Source organism: Bartonella sp. AP40SXNS (genome assembly GCF_042195825.1).
In the GTDB taxonomy this organism is placed as follows: Bacteria; Pseudomonadota; Alphaproteobacteria; order Rhizobiales; family Rhizobiaceae; genus Bartonella.
Genome location: NZ_JBHIPB010000003.1, coordinates 1 through 20,903, shown reverse-complemented (window position 1 = coordinate 20,903; position 20,903 = coordinate 1). Strand labels below are relative to the sequence as shown.

Genomic DNA, 20,903 nt, shown 5'->3' with positions numbered 1-20,903 from the left:
TTAACTCTCGTCTTCGCTATGCATGTTAGAAGACTCTGGCATCACTCCATCAGACGAACTGGTGACGACGACATCACCCTCGTTAAGTCCTGAAACAATCTCTGCCATAACCTTATTATTCAACCCAACGCTCACCTGTTTAGTAACCACCTTATTTTCCCCCACTAAAACAGAAACCCATGCTTTACGCTCTCTTGTCTCATCGCGTAAAGCATCACTTGGAACCAACAAGACATTCTGCGCGCGCCCTAAGATAATATGAACTTGAGCAGTCATATAGGTTCGCAAAAAATTATCCGCATTATCAACATGTAGAATTCCATTGTAATAGATCGCCGATGATATTAAAGCACTAGAACCACTCACCATACCAGGATTAATACTCACATCAGCACGAATTGCTTCAGGAGCCGGCTCTACTTTTTCTAAAACGCCTTCATAACGACGCTGTGAATTACCTAAAACTGTAAAATAAAGTGGTTGTCCAGCTCGGACTTTAAGAATATCTGCTTCTGAGATTTGCGCCTTGATCGTCATCTTTGATAAATCACCCAAAATAACAATTGTTGGCGCCGACTGAACCGCATTCACATTCTGCCCTTCTTCCACAACTGTTGCCAAAACCGTTCCTGCTGAAGGGGCAGTGATGCGTGTATAACCTAAATTAACCTCTGCACTCTCCACATCAATTTGTGCTTGCACAATCTGTTGACGAAGTTGTTCAATTTGCGCCTCGCGTATTTTCACCTGTGTCGCAGCCTCATCGAGGTTCGCCCGTGAAATCGCTCGTGTTTCGATCATTTTTTTCTGACGCTCTAAATTTTTTTGTGCAAGAGAAAGATAGGCTTCTTGTTCTACCAAACTCGCATAATAATGCGATAATGCTGCTTTTTTTCTTTTTAAATCATTTTCCTGATCTGTAGGATCAATTTCTGCCAAGAGATCGCCTTCTTTCACAACACTCCCAGGGGAAACATGCATTGACACCACACGCCCTGTTGCTCGCGCACCAACAGCCACCAACCGGTAAGGACGTACAAGACCAGAAGCTAAAACACTTTCCTCAATATCCCCACGTTTCACCACCGCGGTTATATAAGTTGGAGTAGATGTTCCAAAAAAAACAGAACGTAACCATAACAACAAGAAAATGAGAAATATAGCAGTTAAAAAGAAGGAAAGTTTTTTGTGTTTTGTAATGAAATTTTTGAGTAAGTTTTTTTTCATTTCCCTACCTTTGCACGCGAACGAGGTGCATTATCAACGACTTCTGGACGCGATACATCAACAACGCCATCCCAGCCCCCCCCCAACGCTTTCATCAACGTGATATATTGCGTAACCAAAGAAACACGGCTATCTTTAAGCGCCATTTGTGCAGAATAATAAGAGCGATCAGCATTTAACAATTCAAGAAAACTAGTATTTCCATTCTCAAAAAGGCTCCGTGAAAGTTTTAAGGAATGAAGAGAAGCTTTATTCGCAACGATTAACTTTTCTAAGCGTTGATGTTCCTTCGTCAATCTTACAAGCGCATTTTCTACATCTTCTAAAGCCTCCAACACAGCAGCTCGATAAGTAATAAAAGCTTGATCACGCTGCGCGCGCGCTACCGCAATAGAAGCCTCGACCTGACCTCCATTAAAAAGAGGAAAACGAAGACCAGGTCCAAAAGACCAGCCAATCGTTGAATTTTTCCATAACTGATCAATTGCCGTTGCTGCTGTCGAAATATTACCTGTTAAAGTAAGTGATGGATAACGATCTGCTTCACGTTGACCAATCCGTGCTGTCGCTTGCGCATATTGACGCTCTGCCCGTCGTAAATCTGGACGTGTTAACAAAATATCGGCTGGAATTCCTGCTGGTATCGGCCAGCGTGGTTGTGGAATCTTTGCATGCTTAGCATTTTTTTGTAAAAGATCCTTCAATGCCGTAGGCACACGACCAGTTAAGACAGAAAGGCGATGAACGCTCATTGCTAAATTCGCTTCCATCTGTGATATATCTGCTTCTGTATTTGCCATTTGTGCTTGTGCATTTGAAACATCAAGCTCAGAAACATCACCAGCTGTTAATCTAGCGCGCATCAGTTCATAAGTTTTACGTTGTGATACAGCAATTTGCCGCACAATAAACAACTTTTGTTGCCAACCACGCATTTGCACATAATTTGTTGCCACATCTCCTAGTAATGTCACCATGGTAGCGCGCATATCTTCCACAGCCGCATCAAGGCCATAACGCGCTGCTTCAACCGCACGTTTATGCCCACCAAAAAAATCAAGCTCCCAGCTTGCATCAAAACCACTACTATACTGGTTGAATAATGCATCAGACTGTCCAGAACGACTACGGGTTCCTGAAATTGAATTGGACACATTTGGCAAAAGAGTTCCCACAACCTGTCCTAAACCCGCACGCGCCTCACGTACCCGAGCTTTAGCAACAGCAACATTATTATTTCCAGAAATCGCGTAATCCATTAACGCATCTAGAACAGGATCATTCAAATGCCGCCACCATCCGGCAAGCGCAACGGGCTGCCCTGCAGTCTGTGCAGATTTTTCTCCCCAAACTGCTGGAACACGAAAAGATGTTTTCTGGTAATTAGGACCAACCATACATCCTGACAAAAGCAAACACAACAAGACACTAAAAAATAATCCACGAGAAGCGCCCCATTTGAGATTTCTGATATACATCCAGTCTCCCGCATTCTTTCAGAATCATTATTTAATATTAATACTTTATTTACCTCTTATTTCAAACTTGACGTGAAAAATCAAATACAGTTTGCACAGGAATATGATCTGAAGGACGTTCCCATCCGCGCGCATCACGAAAAATCGAAAGATCTACAACAAAAGGGGCTAAATCTTGAGAAGACCAAATATGATCAAGCCGCCGCCCATAATCGGTAAATGCCCAATCGCGAGCACGATAACTCCACCATGTGTAAAGCTTGGTAGGAACAGGAATATGCAACCGCATCAGATCAACCCATCCACCTTGACAACACAAATCCTGCAAACGCTCGGTTTCAATGGGAGTATGGCTTACAACCTTCAACAATTGTTGATGAGACCAAACATCCTCTGCCAAAGGAGCAATATTCAAATCGCCCAGCAAAAGAGAAGATATCCCCTTTTCCTGATCTGCGCGGATAAGAGACATTTCCTCTAAAAAATCAAGCTTATGACGAAATTTTTCATTCACATCAGCGTCAGGAATATCTCCCCCAGCAGGAACATAAAAATTATGAATCCGCAAGCTTCTCCCATGGGCTTCCACAATAACTGAGATATAACGGCAATCTTGGTTTTGACAAAAAAAACGTTTTTCTACCTTTTTAAAAGGCAAACGAGAAACAATAGCCACCCCATTATAAGATTTTTGTCCACTCAATGCGATATGCTTATAACCCGCTGCTTCAAAAGCCTCCACTGGAAATAAAGCATCTGGACATTTTGTTTCCTGTAGACACAATACATCTGCGGAAAAGAGTTCCAAATACTGAAAAACCTGTGCAAGACGCAAACGAATAGAATTAATATTCCAAGTCGCAATACGAAAGAACATTTGTTTTAATCCCAATGACGTAACACTCTTTCTTCATTTCTTCGAAGGAAGTGTGAACATCCCATTAGCGAACCGGACGTCTGTCCGCACATTCATAATCTGCACAGTAGTTTCCAAATTTTGTTGGTCAACAATTGTCCACTGTCGCAAAGCAGAGCCTTTAGAATCAAAAACCATCCTTATTTGCCCTGCCCCAATCGTCTGATCACGCAAAACAATCGTCACGGCCCCAGGATCTTCGCGAAAGGCCAACAAACGCCCAGAAGATACATCAATTTTATCATCCAACAGAAATTTCATTGGCGTTTGCGAAAGTTGTGAAAAGTTCCAAGTATTCAAAGCTCGATTGTTAATGCCCACAAATTGACCATCTGCAATAATCTGTAAAGGCATTTTCTTGTAAATAAAACGAATTTTCCCTGGACGCTCTAGATAAAACGTTCCTTGAGACATCTTTCCCTTTGGACTAAATTGAATAAAATCACCTGTCATTGTTTTGATTGCCGCAAAGTGGTTCACAACATTCTGCGCCTTTGCCACTTTATTAGAGGCTTGCGAAAAAGCAGGAAAAGTTAAACACCAAAAGACAATAATCCCCACAAACCCAAAGACTCTTCTTTGCAACAAAAAAGACGTTTTCATAAAAAATGCTCCCAAGCAATACTTAATTGGCTTTATAATTCATAACTTAAGTAATCAACGACGAATAAATACCCTTCTTTATAAGATAAAGATATTGTTTGAAAAAAATATCAAAAGATTTTTAAAAGTATTCTTCTTCGACAATCTCCAAAACTTTTCGCTTACCCATATCATTCGCTGGACTAATAATGATGCCTTCTTCTTCTATCCTTTCGATCAATGTGGCGGTACGGTTATAACCAATGCCTAAACGACATTGAATATAAGAAGTTGAAGCCTTACGATCACGAAGCATAATAGCAACAGCTTGACAATAGGAATCATCTGCTAAAGAAAAAGCTAAAGAAACATCCTTTTTTATTTCTTGCGATATCGTTTCCAAATAATCAGTCTGCGTTTAAGTTTCCGAAAGCATCCAATTTTCCCGCTTTTCTAAACGCATAATATATTCTTTTCCACCCCTAATCTATGAAGCAACATAAATTATAGTCAAGACATAATGGATTAAGGACTAAACATATTACTCGCAAACCTGAAAGCTCTTTTAAGTATCAAAAATACTTTTTTGACTTCCTTCTCGCCCAAAAGAATAAAAAATTTCATCAGAACCGCTCTGTAAACAGTTTGGAGTTTAGCAAATTTCACTTAGCTTCCCACCCCATATAATTCATTTATATTAAGACTCGAGAGATCAGCCTTGCCCTAAATATTTAGAGCGCACTTAAAAAGACACTAAAATATCAAGTCTTACATGCTTTTACACCCCTATACTCGCAATAACATTATTTTATACCAAGATATTGATTTATAATAATTTATCTTTTTAACTTAAATCATAACGCCAAATACAATAAGATTCTTTCATCACATACTCTCTCATATTGAATCAATTCAAATCATTTTCTTGCACGTTACAAGCAAGGTTGGTGTATGGATAAAAGTTATATAAGATAAAGAATCCCCTTATAAGGAGTCTCAAGTACCAAAGAGCTATCGCAAATTGAGAGCTGGTATATGAAAATGCAGACTTTCTACGATACAATAGGATAAACACTTGTTTTACAAGGTATTATAAAAAACAACTATCAAGATTTTTCAAAAGCGCTCTTCTTCAGCAGGCACTAAAATTTCTCGTTTCCCTGCGTGATTTGCTGGACTAATGATACCTTCTTCTTCCATCCTCTCAATCAATGTCGCAGCACGGTTATAACCAATGCCTAAACGGCGTTGAATATAAGAGGTCGAGGCCTTACGATCACGAAGCACAATAGCAACAGCTTGACTATAGGGATCATCTTCTGAAGGAGAAGACAAAGAAACATCAGCACCATCCTCTTCAACTTCTTGCGTAATTGTTTCTAAATAATCAGGTCGTGCTTGCGCTTTGAGATGCGCAACAACCTGCTCCACTTCATTATCCGCAACAAAAGGCCCATGCACACGCTGAATACGTCCTCCTCCCATCATAAAGAGCATATCTCCTTGTCCCAATAATTGCTCAGCTCCCTGTTCGCCTAAAATTGTTCGGCTATCAATTTTGGAACTCACAGAAAAAGAAATGCGTGTAGGAAAATTGGCTTTGATCGTACCAGTAATAACATCGACGGAAGGACGCTGTGTCGCCATAATTACATGGATACCGGCAGCACGTGCCATTTGTGCTAAACGTTGAACCGCTCCTTCAATATCTTTCCCAGCAACCATCATCAAATCAGCCATTTCATCAATAATGACAACAATATAGGGCATAGGACTAAAATCAAGTGTTTCCGTTTCATAAAGAGGCTCACCGGTCTCGCGATCAAATCCAACTTGAATTGTCCGCACCATTGTCTCTCCCTGACTTGCAGCTTCTCTAAGACGCGCATTAAACCCATCAATATTACGAACGCCTAGTTTTGACATTTTACTATAGCGCTCTTCCATTTCACGAACAGCCCACTTTAAAGCAATGACGGCTTTTTTAGGATCTGTCACCACCGGTGTTAATAAATGAGGAATGCCATCATAAACCGAAAGTTCAAGCATTTTTGGATCCACCATAATGAGACGACATTGCTCAGGTGTCATCCGATAAAGCAGAGATAAAATCATTGTATTGATAGCAACAGACTTTCCCGATCCTGTTGTACCAGCAACCAAAAGATGAGGCATTTTTGCTAAATCTGCAATAACAGCTTCTCCCCCGATTGTCTTACCCAAAGCAAGTCCTAGCTTTGCTTTGCTGTCAATAAATTCTTGCGCCTGCAACATTTCTCGTAAATAAACCATCTCACGCTTTGCATTAGGCAGTTCTATTCCAATAACATTACGTCCTGGAACCACCGCAACACGCGCCGAAATCGCACGCATCGAGCGTGCAATATCATCTGCCAAACCAATGATACGGGAAGACTTAATGCCAGCAGCCGGTTCAAATTCATACAAAGTTACCACCGGTCCAGGACAAGCATCTATAATTTTTCCTTTTACCCCAAAATCTAACAAAACCCCTTCAAGCTCCTGAGAATTTGCTCTTAAAACAGCAGGAGAAAGTTTTGCATCCCTAACAGACGGTGGTGGAACTGAAAGATAATCTACAAGTGGAAGAACAAAGCCACCATTTGAAGAAGCTGTTAAAGACTTTCGATTTTTAACAGGAGAAACATAAGCTTTATTTTTATTTTCCTCACGCTTTACTTTTTCACCTAAAAAAGTTGGCTCAATCCGATCAAATGGCTTTCCTTGCCCTTTACTCTGAAAACGCCTTTTGAAACAGAATAAACGAAAAAAACGCGCTTGTAAAAAATAAAAAAGATGCAAAAGAGCGCCACAAGTTGTCGCAAAAAAACCATGATTTTCACGATCCTCCTCTGCGGCATATTCCGTATCTTCTTCCAACTCAAAGACTGGATTAATGATTTCGTCTTTTGGAATGTTTTTTTCTTTTCTTTTCTTTGTTCGACGCCGCCATATTACATTACCAGCAAAAGCAGCGGTGAAAAAACCTAAAAGAATAAAAACAACACTGAAAAACACCGTGTAAGGAGGAGAAAGAAAAAGAGGAAAGACTGAAGAAGCAACACTTAAAACTTTATCTCCTAAAACCCCTCCCAATCCCATTGGCAATGGCCAATAAGTAAAAGAAGCAATAGGTGACATAAGAGCAAAAGCAATTAAAAAACAAATCGTTGATAGCACCCATAAAAAAAAGCGCAAAGTCAAATTGTAGATATTCTTTTGCGCCAACAAGAGAAAAGACCAAAATAACGGTGGCAACAAAACAGAAAGACTTGCCAAGCCAAAAAACTGCATAATAAAATCTGAAAAAATTGCCCCCATCCACCCCATAAGGTTTGTAACCTCATTTGTACTTGCATGAGTTAAAGATGGGTCCGCAACATTCCACGTCGCCAAAGCAAACACACAAAAAATAATAAAGCCCAAAAGCCCGAGCCCAATAAATACTCCTATCTGACGCAAAAACATCTCAATAAGACGCGAACCTTGAGAATTTCGCACTTCTAATGAATCATAAGGAGAAGAACTTCGGTGCATCTATCAATTCCAAATACAAAACTTTCATATTTTAAAGAGTTATAACTCCCTCTCTCTCTTAAAAAAGGATGAAGCTTAAACTCTGTACCAATTTGTAAACAAATAGCCTGTAAACAATCCGACTTCTTATCTAGCGCGTTCTACCTTCTAACCACTTCATATCATTCATATACCACCACCCTAAGAGATAATCCTTCATAAGGCGCACAAAAAGCTCTCCCTGAATATTTATCACACGATCAACCAAAAAACACCTTATGTGTAAAGTGTTACATGGGTGCTATAGGCACCTTCTTAAAAAAATAATATTTTTTACGCTACATCATGATAATGGCGAAATATGAATACTGTTTTAACCATCACGAATGACCACAATTTTTATCTATTTTTATCTATCATACTAACGAAATGTCCCCCTTCAGGACAAGCATACTGAAGTAACTCACACAACTTAAAAAAATACACGACCATCTTTGTTTATTTTTAGTTTTCTTTTTTATCAACCAAGTGTAAAAAGAATTGAAGAAGATATTTAAAAAAGCTTATCCGATAAATCTGTAAGATGAATCACATAAATGATTAAGCAGAAAAACTCTGAAAAACCAATCTGTTATCAGATTGGCGTTAAAAAGAAATCTCGTTTTTGTAAAGCAGAGAGAAAAGTAAAAGTTAAGATATTTTAGGCAATGTAAAAAGATATTCTTTTTAAAAGAAAGCAAACTATAAACAATGGAAGAAGTATTGTGTGTTCTAATCGCAATAAAGATGTACAACCCAATAAAAAAATTAAATCTCATAAAACTAAACAATGTGATCTGCTCATTGCAGGAGGGGCGGCTGTCGGTTTAGCCCTAGCGATAGCACTCAAGCAAACAGCCCCTAATCTGAAAATAAAAATCGTTGATGCTGCTCCACAAGGAGATACCCCTGCTTCTAACATACGAACCATTGCCCTTGCTGCTGCTTCTATTCGTATGTTAAAACAATTACAATGTTGGAAATCTGTAAAACCCTATGCGCAACCCATTCATTCAATGATCATCACAGATACAAGCACAAATGATCCGGTCAAACCCACTCTTTTAACCTTTGAAGGCGACATTAATCCCGGTGAGCCCTTTGCTGCCATGGTAGAGCATAGAGAACTCATCAATACTTTAAAAAAACGTGTCAAAGATCTCAATATCCCTGTTATTACAAACACACGTGTCATTGATTTTCATCAAGAAGACCAACATACAACCGTCACTTTAAATAATGAAGAGGTTTGGCAAACAAAATTGCTTATTGCAGCTGACGGAGCCCATTCGAAATTACGCCAAAAAGCAGGTCTTAAAAACTTTTCTCATCCCTATAAACAAACAGCAATCATCTGCACAGTTGAACATGAAAAACCCCATAATGGTCAAGCAATTCAACATTTTTTACCTGCCGGTCCTTTTGCTCTTCTCCCTCTTAAAGGCAACCGATCCGCCATTGTGTGGAATGAAGATCATAAAACTGCGCAATATTATCTCAAAGCGGATGCACTTATTTTTGAAACAGAACTTGAAAGACGTATTGGCCATCGATTAGGCAAACTCTCTTGGAATGGCGAACGTCAAGCTTTTCCTTTGAGCCTTTCTTTAACACGTCAATGCGTTAAACCACGTTTTGCTCTCGTTGGCGATGCCGCCCATACCATCCACCCCATTGCAGGACAAGGACTCAATTTAGGATTACGCGATAGCGCTGCGCTGGCTGAAGTGATTATTGAAACAGCACGACTAGGTCTTGACATTGGCTCTCTCACAGCTTTAGAGCGCTATCAAAGCTGGAGACGTTTTGAAATTGTCCGTATGGCTTTAAGCAATGATTGGCTTAATAAACTCTTTTCTAATGATAGCCTTCTTTTACGGATGCTCCGCGATACCGGCCTTGGAATCATTAATCAAGCGCCAAAAATAAAAAAATACTTCATTCAAGAAGCTGCCGGACTCACTCCAAATGCCCCACGTCTTCTACACGGCTTCCCACTTTAAGCGAAAATTCATACTATTTCACTTTTTTTACAACCTTTGCCTTCCTCCTTTAAAGAACAAAAAATTCCTATCTCATCCAATCTGTTTACAAACCGGATTCCTGTCGAGTAATTTTTTCTTGACTTCCTCCCCCCATATTTCACTCAACATAAGACTCGACAAGCAAGCTACATTCTAAGAATATTCACCATGCACTGAAAAAAACGTTTAATGTCTCAAAGAGGTTACCTTATATCACCACTTAAAAGAAGCCATTTCACAGCATAACAAAATAAACAAGACTTTTTAGTACACAACACTTTTATTTATAATAATAAATTCATTGTTCTCATATTGAGTGAAAAGTCTAAAGATCATAAAATACCCTTGTTTCAAATCTCTCTCATGTTGAAGCAATCAAAATCATTCGCTTGCACATCACAAGTGAGAGTATCGTATAAATAAAAACAATTAAACAAAGTAATACAAAGACTCCCTCTCTCAAGGACTAAGGACTTTAGCAACATTGGAGGCGAGTAAAGCGTATAATGGCACCGGCATACACTTTTTATCGAAGTAAAAATGGTGGTGTACAATGGATTTTATATGATCATAGGGACTTTTACGTTATACTATTCAAGAAAAGCGCCATAAAATAAGCTTAATTGCATTGAAAAATTTTTCTTTTAAAAAAGCACGTAAATTGGAAACATAAATGTATTCGGTTTGGGACATTCTGCTTCTCAGACAAACTCTTTAACTTATTGTGGAATGCCACACGACTTTAGAAAAAATATTCCAATATATAAAAAGTGTTCCGTACACTATACCGTCACACACAATTGTAAACCTGCATATCACCCCCTATTTCACACCATAAAAGAAGATAAACCGCAATAGAAATGATCCAATCCTTTTATTTTCAAATACGCTCTTTATTCATTATTCATAAACGCTCATAAATGAATTTTAATCACAAACGCTCAGAAATATGTCATAAATTCTATAAAACCCATAACAGCCATAAAAATTTTCCATTTTTCTACATACTCACTCATCTCAACTAAACGAACGATAAATAAAGTAAATGCCTCATATATAATCTTACAGAAAAAGACCAAACAAAATCTATAACATCAGGCTTGTTCTAAAAAACAGTATTTCAAAAATATAAGTATGCTAATTTATTAACATATTAATTGCTAAAATTATCATTTTACATATTGAGTTAAAATCCCTATGCAATAAATTATTATCATTTCGACCATTTTTGTAAAGAATCAATAAAACTATAAAAAGAAGTAAAATATCCCGCTCTCTCAAATGCCAAAAGCAATTACAATATTCCTAATCTGGCATCATCATTATGCTTGCCAGATTATAATAACAAGACTTTTTGCATTTAAATAAACTTTTTCACGCTCCCTATCATTGTATTTTGTAACTCAATACTTTAATATATTCGTTCAGTATGTTTATACAATCAAATTACCCAAAAAAGCATACTTCTTGCATTTACATTCCTTGGTATTCCCTTATCTTGTAAATATCGCATACGTGTTACGTTACTTCGAGTTCATCAAGTGTATACCCATTCTCCAACCACTCTTTAATCCACTTAGGTCTACGTCCACGCCCATTCCATAATTCCCATTGGTTATTGGGATTTCTATAATGGCGCTCTTTGCTCACAAGATCAGCGATATCAATTCCATGGGCATTAGCAATTTCAAGAATTTTTCGTCGCGCATTTTGCTTTTCCTTTGCTTGCCGTTTTTTTAATTCCACATCGATTTGTGTACGCATCTCTTGTAGTTCATCAAAATTCATATTTTTGAGATCATTCACCTTAATTACTCCCCTTGCAAAAAAAGAATTTCTTTTTGTCATATTTTAAACACAATTATAGACAATTTCTGTCCATTTATTATCGAAATTAAAATTACGATACATATATCATTTTGACGGAGATGTGCTTTGAGCCACAAAGAACTGTTTATTGGTATATCAATTACCGCCACTGCATTTTTTTTCAGTTCAGTTGCTGGAACTACTAAATGCAGTGCTCAAACACCATCGCACCTCTCTGACTCTTATGAATCAGTAGTCAAAAGTAAATATAAATCGTCACTCTATAAGTTATGGCAATGCGCAACAAAGAACAAGCCCTCTCTGTATAATGATAGTGTAGTTCATTATGACAGGAAAACCTCCCCTCATACACAACGGCTTTTTACTTCGTATAAATTTTTTTTGAAAAGATTTTTGCAACTAGAGAATTATATAAAACAAGCAGCTTCAATACAGTATCAAAGATTATTATTTTTTAAAAGCAACGCCTTTCTTCGTGATTCCAATAATATTGGTTGGCGTAATGTGCTCTATTTTATTCCACACTTTTATCTTGTTAGTTGGATATTCGCATATATTAGAAATATTCTTAGAAGAGAACAAAGCAATAATCACAAGGAATATTCTGAGCTAAACAATCTCATTCTGCAAATTTATAAAATCAAAAGACAACGAGAAAAAGCACAACACAGAATTAGCATTTGTATTAATAAAATTCTTCATAATAAGGTGTATTGCTAATGATTGTTCCAGATTTCACATTTTTTGCTGCTGCATACATATCCAATATGCCTCCCATGACATTTTCAGTTGTTGCCGAACAAGAAACGCGGGACAATATCTATGTAACAGATGATAAAGATAACTTGTTCTATCAATCATCTCAGTTTAAGGAAACAATCGCAACAGTTAAACAGGGCGAACATAATTTTAACATAATTTTAGGGCAAATTGATGTTGGAAATGTGAAATTGTTTTCTCTTTTTGATGCGTTTGATTTTTGCAAAAATATTACAGCTGTACAAAGCGCTTTAACTTACTGCTATGAACAAACAACATCAAAGTGCATCTTTGAAAAAGCGACTTTGCAGTCTGTGCTGAATTTTTACAATACAGAAAACTCAAACCATACCCGTATGCAAAAAATTACTTCATATATTGGAGTAAAAGCTGCTGTACGAGGAAATGAAGGCTTGCAGGAGCCTATAAAGCTTAAAAAAGAAGAACCAGAACAGACAACTAAAGTAGATTCTCTTCCTCTCTCTTCAAAAGGAGAGGAAGATGCATTTACACATAAAGAAAGTAGCGCCCACGATGCTTTTTCAGCTGAAGATTTTTCTTCATCGAGAAGATCGCTGAGTGATGACTGATATTTTCACGAAACCCCAGAATTTTGATAGGATATTATAATGAAAAGTAGATAAGAAAATGTTAAAGCTCTAATTAGTAAGATTGAACAAAATCTCTTCTAATTGAGGGCAAAGATAATGAAAATGATAGAACAAAACAGCGTTGATATAGCATTTAGTCAAAAAGCAGCACGTGAGATTACAGTCGTGATGCTTTCAGAAAGAGAATGGTATTTCACGTTTATTTCCGATGATCCAATCACCGGAAAGCCAAATAAATATACGTTACTTACACAAAGAGGAAAACTAAGAACTTGGGCTGATCCAAAATATCTTTTTAAGTTTCTTCATGAACGAGGGGTCATTTGTGGGAGTTTTAATCTTAATCAGGATAAAGAACATGAAACAATTAAATATTCTTCACACAACAGCTCGTAATAAAATTGCTGCATTGTCTGCAGCTTTAACTGTATTTTTTATGACCAATCCTGTATCCGCCCAAGCAGCGGGTTTAGATCCTGCAAAAAAAGCTTTAGGACTGCTTCAAACAGATTTAAAAACGATTATCCCTATCGCTGCTGCCGTAATACTTTTGTGCTTAGCAATTGGTTATGCAGGGCGCTATATCGGAAAAGACACATTTGTACGGTGGGCAATCGGTGTCGTTATCGCTGGTTCAGCAACTGAACTTGCTAGTTTATTATTTAAACCCAGCTAATAAATCTTTTGAAACATGAAATGCTTCTTTCGTAAAAAAGAAATTTAGGTTTCTCTGCTTTTATTTCACATCAATAAAATTATTCCTTATTTCATGGAAAAACCACTTACGCCAAATGCAATTTGATAAGGTTGAACAATATGAGGACATTAATCAATTTTCAATTGAACGATAATAATAAAATTACCGCAGCCTCCGCAGCTTTAACTGTATTTTTTATGAACAATCCCGTATGGGCTCAAGCAGCACAAGGTTTGAGAAACGCAGATACAGCTTTAAAAGCGCTCCAAAACGACTTGAAAGAAATTATTCCTATCGCTGCAGCCGTGATACTTTTGTGCTTAGCAATTGCTTATGCAGGGCGCTATATCGGAAGAGATACATTTGTACGATGGGCAATTGGTGTCGTTATCGCTGGTTCAGCAACTGAACTTGCTGGTTTATTATTTAAACCTAACTGATAAATCTTATTAAACACGAAGTGTCTCTATTATAAAAAGAAACTTAGATTTCTGTATTTTTATTTAGTGAAATAACAAACTATATCAAAAAAGAGATTATTTATACCAACTGTAATCTAAATTGGAATAAGCAATATGAAACAATTAAAAACTCTTCAAACAATAATTTGGAATAAAACTACTAAAACCTCTGCAGCTTTAACTGTATTTTTTATGGCCAATCCTGTGTTAGCCCAAGCAGTAGTTTTAACTCCTGCGGACAACGCTTTAAAAGCGCTCCAAAAAGACTTGAAAGATATTATCCCCATTGCTGCTGCCGTGATACTTTTGTGCTTAGCAATTGCTTATGCAGGGCGCTACATCGGAAAAGATACATTCGTACGATGGGCAATTGGTGTCGTTATCGCGGGTTCAGCAGCTGAACTTGCAAATATGTTATTCAAAAGCGCGTAATAAAAATGACTATTAAAGTCATGCTGTATAAAATATCTTTTTATCCTAAAGCGAAATCTAAATTGAGATAAACAATATGAAACAATCAAAAGTTCTTCAAACAATAATTCGGAATAAAGCTACTAAAATCTCTGCAGCTTTAACTGTATTTTTTATGGCCAATCCTGTGTATGCTCAACAATTAACAACTGCAAAAGGTGCTTTAGAAAAACTCCGTGATGACTTAAAGTTGCTTATCCCTATTGCTGCTGCCGTGATACTTTTGTGCTTAGCAATTGCTTATGCAGGACGCTACATCGGAAAAGATACATTCGTACGATGGGCAATCGGTGTTGTTATCGCTGGTTCAGCAACCCAACTTGCAAATATGTTATTCACAGGCGCGTAATGAGAATGAATATTAAAGTCATTCAGTATAAAATATCTTTTTATTCTAAAGAGAAATCTAAATTGAGACAAACAATATGAGACAACCAAATACCCTTCAAACAATAGTTAGAAATAAAAATATTAAAATTTCTGCAACTTTAATTATATTCTTTATGAGCAATTCTGTATATGCTCAAATAAAATTAACAAATGCAAAAACTGCTTTGGAGGCTTTACAGAACGACCTCATTAAAAACATTATCCCTATTGCTGCTGCTGTTATACTTTTATGCTTAGCTATTCTCTATGCAGGGCGCTACATCGAAAAGGATACATTTATACGGTGGGCAATCGGTGTTATCATCGCTGGATCAGCAACCCAACTTGCTAAAATGCTATTTACAGGTGTTGTGTGAATAAGTATAATACAAAATGTTTTTAAGATAAAATTGCATCTAATAATTATTAATATGGCAAAATTCTATTCCATTTATGATAGAAATACAAAGCATTCATGAAACTTTAATAAGAGTAAAATATGCAAAAACTAATCAACCTTCAATCAAAAAATAACAACAGAATCATTGTAATTTCTGCGACTATAGCTGCGTTTTTTATAACGTATCCCGCATATGCAGAAATAAAGAATGCTAAAGACGCTTTAACAGCTCTACAAACAGACCTTATTACCAATATTATTCCTGTTGCTGCTGCCGTTATACTTTTGTGCTTAGCAATTGGTTACGCAGGACGTTACATTGAAAGAGATACATTTATACGATGGGCAATCGGTGTTATCATCGCTGGATCAGCAACCCAACTTGCGAAGCTGTTATTCACAGGTACAGTTAGTTAAAACTAAAGATAGCAACTATGATACAAAATGTTATCTATAACCTTAATGAGAGAAATATGCGAAAATTAATTAGCTTCCAATCAAAGAACAATAACAAAATCATCACACTTTCTGCAGCTATAACTATATTTTTTATGATACATCCTGTATGGGCCCAAGCAAAAGGTTTAGCTCCTGCAAAAAAAGCTTTAGAAGAACTCCAAAAAGATCTTAATGCTAATATTATTCCTGTCGCTGCTGCTGTTATACTTTTGTGTTTAGCAATTGCTTATGCAGGGCGCTACATTGGAAAAGATACGTTTGTACGATGGGCGATCGGCGTTGTCATCGCTGGCTCAGCAACACAGCTTTCTACACTGTTATTTACAGGTAACTAATGAACTGATATAATCCATAATGTTTTTAAATTAAGAGTTTATATTTGCTAATTGTAATATATAAAGATAGTAATTTGTTTATTTTAAAAAATATAAAATATTCATGAAAGTAAGATATGCGAAACTTAATTAATGTCCAAACACAAAATAACAACAGAATTATAGTAATTTCTACAGCTATAATTGCATTTTTTATAACACAGTCTGCATATGCAAATGCAAAATTAGCTCCTGCTGAAAAAGCTTTAAGTGCTCTAAAAACAGATCTTATTGATCACATTATTCCTGTTGCTGCTGCCGTGATACTTTTGTGCTTAGCAATTGGTTACGCAGGCCGCTACATAGGAAAAGATACGTTTGTACGGTGGGCAATCGGCGTTGTCATTGCTGGCTCGGCAACCCAACTTGCTACATTGCTATTTACAGGTCGAGCATAAATTAGTATAATACGTAATGTTTTTAATGTTCGTTGATTATAGATTTGTACCAGTAATAATATCGCTCACGCTACGAAAAAAGGAATATTATTTATAGCAATTTTAATTAAAAGGGGATAAAAGATATGAAACAATTAAATACACTTCAATCAAAAATATGTAAGATTAGTGATATTTTTATAACTTTTATTATGTTATTAATAACTCAATCTGCATATGCTCAGACGGAAACAAAGAGTCTAGATGTTTTCATAGGGATGCAATATGGATTAAGTATAATTATTCCTATTGTTGCTGCTATCATTCTTTTATTACTTTTGCTTATTTATATATTTCGCATTATCGCAAAAGCTACATTTATGCGATGGGCATTCAGTGTCATTATTGCTGGTGCAGCTTTTTATATCAGCCACATATTATTTCACCTCCAGTGACGAGAACATTTCATGAAATCGCAAGAAAAAAAAGAATTCCCCCTATTCAAGGGAGCAACACGTGTTCCAACGATATGGGGTGTCCCCATGATGCCATTTATCATTATGGTTATGGGGGTTGCTGTTATTGCTATGACAGTAAGTATCTTTTTGTGGATTATAGCACCTCCATTATGGTTTATTATGGTGCAAATTACTAAAAACGATGATAAGGCATTTCGTATCTGGTGGTTATGGATCGATACTAAATTTCGCAATCGCAACAAAAGTTTTTGGGGCGCATCAAGTTATAGTCCCTCTGATTATAGTAAAAGGAGATAAACATGACAGCTGTTGAAAGCAGCAAACGCCTTGCATCAGAGGCACCTGTAAGCCTGTTTCTGCCTTATTCACATCATATTACAGATACGATTATTTCTACTAAAAATGCGGAATATTTGTCAATTTGGAAAATTGACGGGCGTTCGCATCAAAGCGCTTCAGAAGAAGATATTTTTCAATGGATAAAAGAGCTTAACAATACTCTACGGGGGCTTGCATCGGCCAATTTATCATTTTGGGCACATATTGTGCGCCGCCGTGTTTATGAATATCCTGATTCAACATTTGATCAAATGTTTTGCTATCAGCTTGATGAAAAATATCGACAAAGCTTTACTGGTTATAATTTGATGGTCAATGATTTATATCTGACTGTCATTTTTCAACCGATAGCGGATAAAATTATGTCGTTCTTTTCTAAGCATGAACGTGAAACGCTTGATCAAAAAAAGATGCGACAAGACACATGTATAAAAGAACTCAATGACATCAATCGTACTTTAGGTCAATCTTTAAACCGTTACGGTGCAGAACTTCTTGGTGCTTATGAAAAAAATGGGCATGCTTATTCTTCTGCACTTGAATTCCTTGGAATGCTTGTCAATGGTGAATATCGCCCTATGCCAATTTGCCATGACCGTTTTGCTGACTATATGTCTGTCAATCGACCTTTTTTCTCAAAATGGGGCGCTCTTGGTGAACTGCGAACAACCAGTGGAATGCGTCGATTTGGAATGCTGGAAATTAAAGAATATGATGCAACAACCAAACCAGGACAATTGAATGTTTTGTTGGAAAGTGACTTCGAGTTCGTATTGACGCAGAGCTTTTCAGTTCTCTCCCGACATGCTGCTAAAGATTATTTACAACGGCATCAGCGTAATCTGATTGATGCACGAGATGTGGCAACGAGCCAAATTGAACAAATTGACGAAGCACTAAACCAGCTTATCAGTGGGCATTTTGTCATGGGAGAACATCACTGCACATTGACGATCTATGGTGATACAATTCAACAAGTTCGCGACCATATGGCCAAAGCAAGTGCAGCATTACTAGACGTTGCGGTACTGCCCAAACCTGTAGACTTAGCAATAGAGGCTGGCTATTGGGCACAACTTCCTGGCAATTGGAAATGGAGACCGCGTCCTGCTCCGATTACATCATTGAACTTTTTATCATTTTCATCTTTTCATAATTTTATGTCAGGAAAACCCACTGGCAACCCATGGGGACCAGCCGTCACAATTCTTAAAACAACCAGTAAAACGCCGCTTTATTTCAATTTTCATGCCTCCAAACTTGAAGAGGACTCGACAGATAAACGTTTACTTGGTAATACCGCGCTTATCGGACAATCTGGTTCGGGTAAAACCGTGTTACTCGGCTTTTTGTTAGCACAAGCACAAAAATTTAAGCCGACAACTGTTGTTTTTGATAAAGATCGTGGTATGGAAATTGCCATTCGGGCGATGGGTGGAAAATATTTAACATTCAAGCCAGGCAGAAAAAGTGGTTTCAATCCTTTCCAACTCCCACCCACACAAGAAAATCTTATTTTTCTGAAACAATTTGTTAAAAAATTGGCAGAAGCTGGTGGTGAAGTCACGCATCACGACGAAGAAGAAATTAACAAAGCAGTTATGTCTGTTATGAGTGCTAACATTGACCGATCACTCCGTCGTTTGTCCTTTCTAGTACAATTTTTACCAAATCCACGTTTAAGTGATTATAATGCTCACCCATCTGTTCATGCTCGCTTACTAAAATGGTGTGAAGGTGGTGATTATGGGTGGTTGTTTGATAATCCCCATGATGCTCTTGATCTCTCAACACATCAAATTTACGGCTTTGATATCACGGAATTCTTAGATAATTTTGAAACTCGCACTCCAGTGATGATGTATTTGCTTTACCGCACAGAAGGCATGATTAGCGGACAGCGATTTATGTATATCTTTGACGAGTTTTGGAAGCCTTTGCAAGATCCGTACTTTGAAGATTTAGCGAAAAATAAACAAAAGACTATCCGTAAACAAAATGGTATTTTTGTTTATGCAACACAAGAGCCTAGCGATGCCTTGGAAAGTAATATTGCCAAAACACTCATTCAACAGTGTGCAACTTACATTTTTCTAGCCAATCCCAAAGCAAATTATGAAGATTATACTAAAGGCTTTAAACTAACAGATGCCGAATTTGAACTCGTTAAAGGACTTGGTGAGTTTAGTCGCCAATTCCTCATTAAGCAGGGTGATCAATCTGCGCTTGCAGAACTGAATCTTGGTAAATTCCATCTGACACGCGATGGAAAAACCATCGAACACGATTTTAGTGACGAGCTCTTGGTGTTATCAGGAACGCCTGATAACGCAGAGTTAGCCGAAAGCATTATCGCAGAAGTTGGTGATGATCCAGCAATATGGTTGCCAATTTTCTTACAGCACGCAAAAAATGACAGGAGGGAAACATGAAAAAAAAGGTCATTTCAATAGTAGTTGTAATAACTTTAGGGATTTCAAACCCAGCGATGGCTTGGGTTTGGGGCGCTGGGGCGGCGGATTTGGGAGCATCAGTCCCAACGACGTGGCCCAATTTTTTTGGAAAGTCATCTTCAAATAGATCAAAGCCTAAAAAAACTCCACAGGAAAAGAAAGCGCCACCTGATGCCCAACTTCTCGATATGCTAAAAAAACAACTTGAGGAAACAAAAAAGATACACGAATCTATAACGGGAAGCCAAAAATTCGACACTAAAAAGCTTAAAAATGTACAAACAGATCACAGTAGCTTTTTTCTCAAAAATCCAGAGAATCTCTACAATAGAAATAAAACTTCTGCTCTATCTACATCACTTGAAAATATTTTAAAAGAAGAAGAAATTCCTGTAACTATCCATGAATCTAGCAGTTTTATCAACAAGCGCATCCAATATGCAGCCATCACTGATAAAGCCGTAAGTTTAAAAACTTTTCAAGAAGCAAACAATCGTTTTCAGCAAATTGAAGAACTATTAAAAGAAATCACGACAACAAAAGATCTAAAAAGTATTGCCGAGTTACAAGCACATATAATTGGAATGCTTGCTATGCTACAAAATGAAACAGCAAAACTACAAATGGTTACACATTTACGCAATGCTGAACATACACTTATCAAACAACAGAAAGATAAGCATAACATAAAAATTTTGAATAGTAAAAACACGAAAATGCCTACCATAAGATTTATTAGGTAAAGCTTTTATAATAACATTTTGTATATTATTTCCCTGTATGCTCGTAAAAAGAAAAAGTTAATGCGTAATACTCAATTCTCTCTCATAGATCAAAAAGGTCTACGAAGTTTAATTTTATCCTTAAAAAGTTCAACGAAAAATGTTTAAAAATCATATAAAAAGTTGAAAATTCATTAAAGAGGAATTCCATGAACTTCACTATGTTCACGCAACTTTTCAATAAAATTGATCAGATAACAAAAACATATGTCACAGACATTTCCTCAAAAGCAATTGTT

General features: G+C 37.1%; 22 protein-coding genes and 2 pseudogenes. 17 read left to right on the top strand and 7 right to left on the bottom strand.

What is annotated here, in order from left to right:
• The 6 genes and pseudogenes from ACFILZ_RS02740 to ACFILZ_RS02715 form a co-directional block, all read right to left on the bottom strand.
• Positions 1-1,227 carry an efflux RND transporter periplasmic adaptor subunit gene (locus ACFILZ_RS02740; RefSeq protein WP_375606598.1) on the bottom strand — a complete coding sequence of 409 codons (1,227 nt, stop codon included), beginning with the start codon at positions 1,225-1,227 and terminating at the stop codon, positions 1-3.
• The gene (locus ACFILZ_RS02735) at positions 1,224-2,705 is read right to left on the bottom strand and encodes an efflux transporter outer membrane subunit (protein WP_375606599.1); all 1,482 of its coding nucleotides are present in this window, start codon (positions 2,703-2,705) and stop codon (positions 1,224-1,226) included. The genes ACFILZ_RS02740 and ACFILZ_RS02735 overlap by 4 nt, the downstream gene beginning before the upstream one ends.
• Before the next feature lie 61 nt (positions 2,706-2,766).
• Positions 2,767-3,582 (bottom strand): exodeoxyribonuclease III, encoded by an 816-nt coding sequence (locus tag ACFILZ_RS02730; protein ID WP_375610319.1) that lies wholly within the window; start codon positions 3,580-3,582, stop codon positions 2,767-2,769.
• 33 nt (positions 3,583-3,615) lie between these two features.
• Positions 3,616-4,224: an outer membrane lipoprotein carrier protein LolA gene (locus ACFILZ_RS02725; RefSeq protein WP_375610320.1), complete on the bottom strand. Its 609-nt coding sequence runs from the start codon at positions 4,222-4,224 to the stop codon at positions 3,616-3,618.
• A 121-nt stretch (positions 4,225-4,345) separates the two neighbouring features.
• Positions 4,346-4,612, bottom strand: a pseudogene (locus ACFILZ_RS02720) (DNA translocase FtsK); the annotation flags it as partial.
• A 707-nt stretch (positions 4,613-5,319) separates the two neighbouring features.
• Positions 5,320-7,761 (bottom strand): DNA translocase FtsK 4TM domain-containing protein, encoded by a 2,442-nt coding sequence (locus ACFILZ_RS02715; protein ID WP_375610321.1) that lies wholly within the window; start codon positions 7,759-7,761, stop codon positions 5,320-5,322.
• A 743-nt stretch (positions 7,762-8,504) separates the two neighbouring features.
• On the opposite strand from ACFILZ_RS02715, the gene ACFILZ_RS02710 reads away from it, so the two are divergent.
• Positions 8,505-9,782: a ubiquinone biosynthesis hydroxylase gene (locus tag ACFILZ_RS02710; RefSeq protein ID WP_375610322.1), complete on the top strand. Its 1,278-nt coding sequence runs from the start codon at positions 8,505-8,507 to the stop codon at positions 9,780-9,782.
• 1,539 nt (positions 9,783-11,321) lie between these two features.
• Here the strand turns inward: ACFILZ_RS02710 and ACFILZ_RS02705 are convergent.
• Entirely contained in the window at positions 11,322-11,609 is a 288-nt protein-coding gene (locus ACFILZ_RS02705; protein WP_015857007.1) for an H-NS family nucleoid-associated regulatory protein, read from the bottom strand.
• A gap of 129 nt (positions 11,610-11,738) precedes the next feature.
• On the opposite strand from ACFILZ_RS02705, the gene ACFILZ_RS02700 reads away from it, so the two are divergent.
• From ACFILZ_RS02700 to ACFILZ_RS02625, 16 genes and pseudogenes are all read left to right on the top strand, one after another.
• Entirely contained in the window at positions 11,739-12,353 is a 615-nt protein-coding gene (locus tag ACFILZ_RS02700) for a hypothetical protein (protein WP_375682332.1), read from the top strand.
• Complete coding sequence (locus tag ACFILZ_RS02695) at positions 12,353-12,982, top strand: TrwN protein (protein ID WP_375610323.1); 630 nt, start codon at positions 12,353-12,355, stop codon at positions 12,980-12,982. The genes ACFILZ_RS02700 and ACFILZ_RS02695 overlap by 1 nt, the downstream gene beginning before the upstream one ends.
• A gap of 117 nt (positions 12,983-13,099) precedes the next feature.
• Entirely contained in the window at positions 13,100-13,399 is a 300-nt protein-coding gene (gene korA, locus ACFILZ_RS02690) for a KorA family transcriptional regulator (protein ID WP_015857010.1), read from the top strand.
• Complete coding sequence (trwL, locus tag ACFILZ_RS02685) at positions 13,362-13,679, top strand: VirB2 family type IV secretion system major pilin TrwL (protein ID WP_375610324.1); 318 nt, start codon at positions 13,362-13,364, stop codon at positions 13,677-13,679. The genes korA and trwL (ACFILZ_RS02685) overlap by 38 nt, the downstream gene beginning before the upstream one ends.
• Positions 13,680-13,819: 140 nt before the next feature.
• Positions 13,820-14,140 (top strand): VirB2 family type IV secretion system major pilin TrwL, encoded by a 321-nt coding sequence (gene trwL, locus ACFILZ_RS02680; protein WP_375610325.1) that lies wholly within the window; start codon positions 13,820-13,822, stop codon positions 14,138-14,140.
• A gap of 135 nt (positions 14,141-14,275) precedes the next feature.
• Entirely contained in the window at positions 14,276-14,593 is a 318-nt protein-coding gene (trwL, locus tag ACFILZ_RS02675; RefSeq protein ID WP_375610326.1) for a VirB2 family type IV secretion system major pilin TrwL, read from the top strand.
• Positions 14,594-14,669: 76 nt separating this feature from the next.
• A complete protein-coding gene (trwL, locus tag ACFILZ_RS02670) occupies positions 14,670-14,981 on the top strand; it encodes a VirB2 family type IV secretion system major pilin TrwL (protein ID WP_375610327.1) in 312 nt (103 codons plus the stop codon).
• Between the two features lie 76 nt (positions 14,982-15,057).
• Entirely contained in the window at positions 15,058-15,378 is a 321-nt protein-coding gene (gene trwL / locus ACFILZ_RS02665) for a VirB2 family type IV secretion system major pilin TrwL (RefSeq protein ID WP_375610329.1), read from the top strand.
• 122 nt (positions 15,379-15,500) lie between these two features.
• A complete protein-coding gene (gene trwL / locus ACFILZ_RS02660) occupies positions 15,501-15,818 on the top strand; it encodes a VirB2 family type IV secretion system major pilin TrwL (RefSeq protein WP_375610330.1) in 318 nt (105 codons plus the stop codon).
• 56 nt (positions 15,819-15,874) lie between these two features.
• Positions 15,875-16,195 carry a VirB2 family type IV secretion system major pilin TrwL gene (trwL, locus tag ACFILZ_RS02655; RefSeq protein WP_375610331.1) on the top strand — a complete coding sequence of 107 codons (321 nt, stop codon included), beginning with the start codon at positions 15,875-15,877 and terminating at the stop codon, positions 16,193-16,195.
• Positions 16,196-16,311: 116 nt separating this feature from the next.
• Complete coding sequence (gene trwL / locus ACFILZ_RS02650) at positions 16,312-16,632, top strand: VirB2 family type IV secretion system major pilin TrwL (RefSeq protein WP_375610332.1); 321 nt, start codon at positions 16,312-16,314, stop codon at positions 16,630-16,632.
• A gap of 125 nt (positions 16,633-16,757) precedes the next feature.
• On the top strand, positions 16,758-17,066 hold the full coding sequence (locus ACFILZ_RS02645) for a conjugal transfer protein (RefSeq protein WP_375610333.1): 309 nt from the start codon (positions 16,758-16,760) through the stop codon (positions 17,064-17,066).
• 12 nt (positions 17,067-17,078) lie between these two features.
• Positions 17,079-17,387, top strand: a complete 309-nt coding sequence (locus tag ACFILZ_RS02640; protein WP_375610334.1) for a type IV secretion system protein VirB3 — start codon at positions 17,079-17,081, stop codon at positions 17,385-17,387.
• A gap of 2 nt (positions 17,388-17,389) precedes the next feature.
• Complete coding sequence (locus ACFILZ_RS02635) at positions 17,390-19,861, top strand: VirB4 family type IV secretion/conjugal transfer ATPase (RefSeq protein WP_375610335.1); 2,472 nt, start codon at positions 17,390-17,392, stop codon at positions 19,859-19,861.
• Entirely contained in the window at positions 19,858-20,625 is a 768-nt protein-coding gene (locus tag ACFILZ_RS02630; RefSeq protein ID WP_375606611.1) for a type IV secretion system protein, read from the top strand. The genes ACFILZ_RS02635 and ACFILZ_RS02630 overlap by 4 nt, the downstream gene beginning before the upstream one ends.
• Before the next feature lie 188 nt (positions 20,626-20,813).
• A pseudogene (locus tag ACFILZ_RS02625) lies at positions 20,814-20,903 on the top strand (trwi protein); the annotation flags it as partial.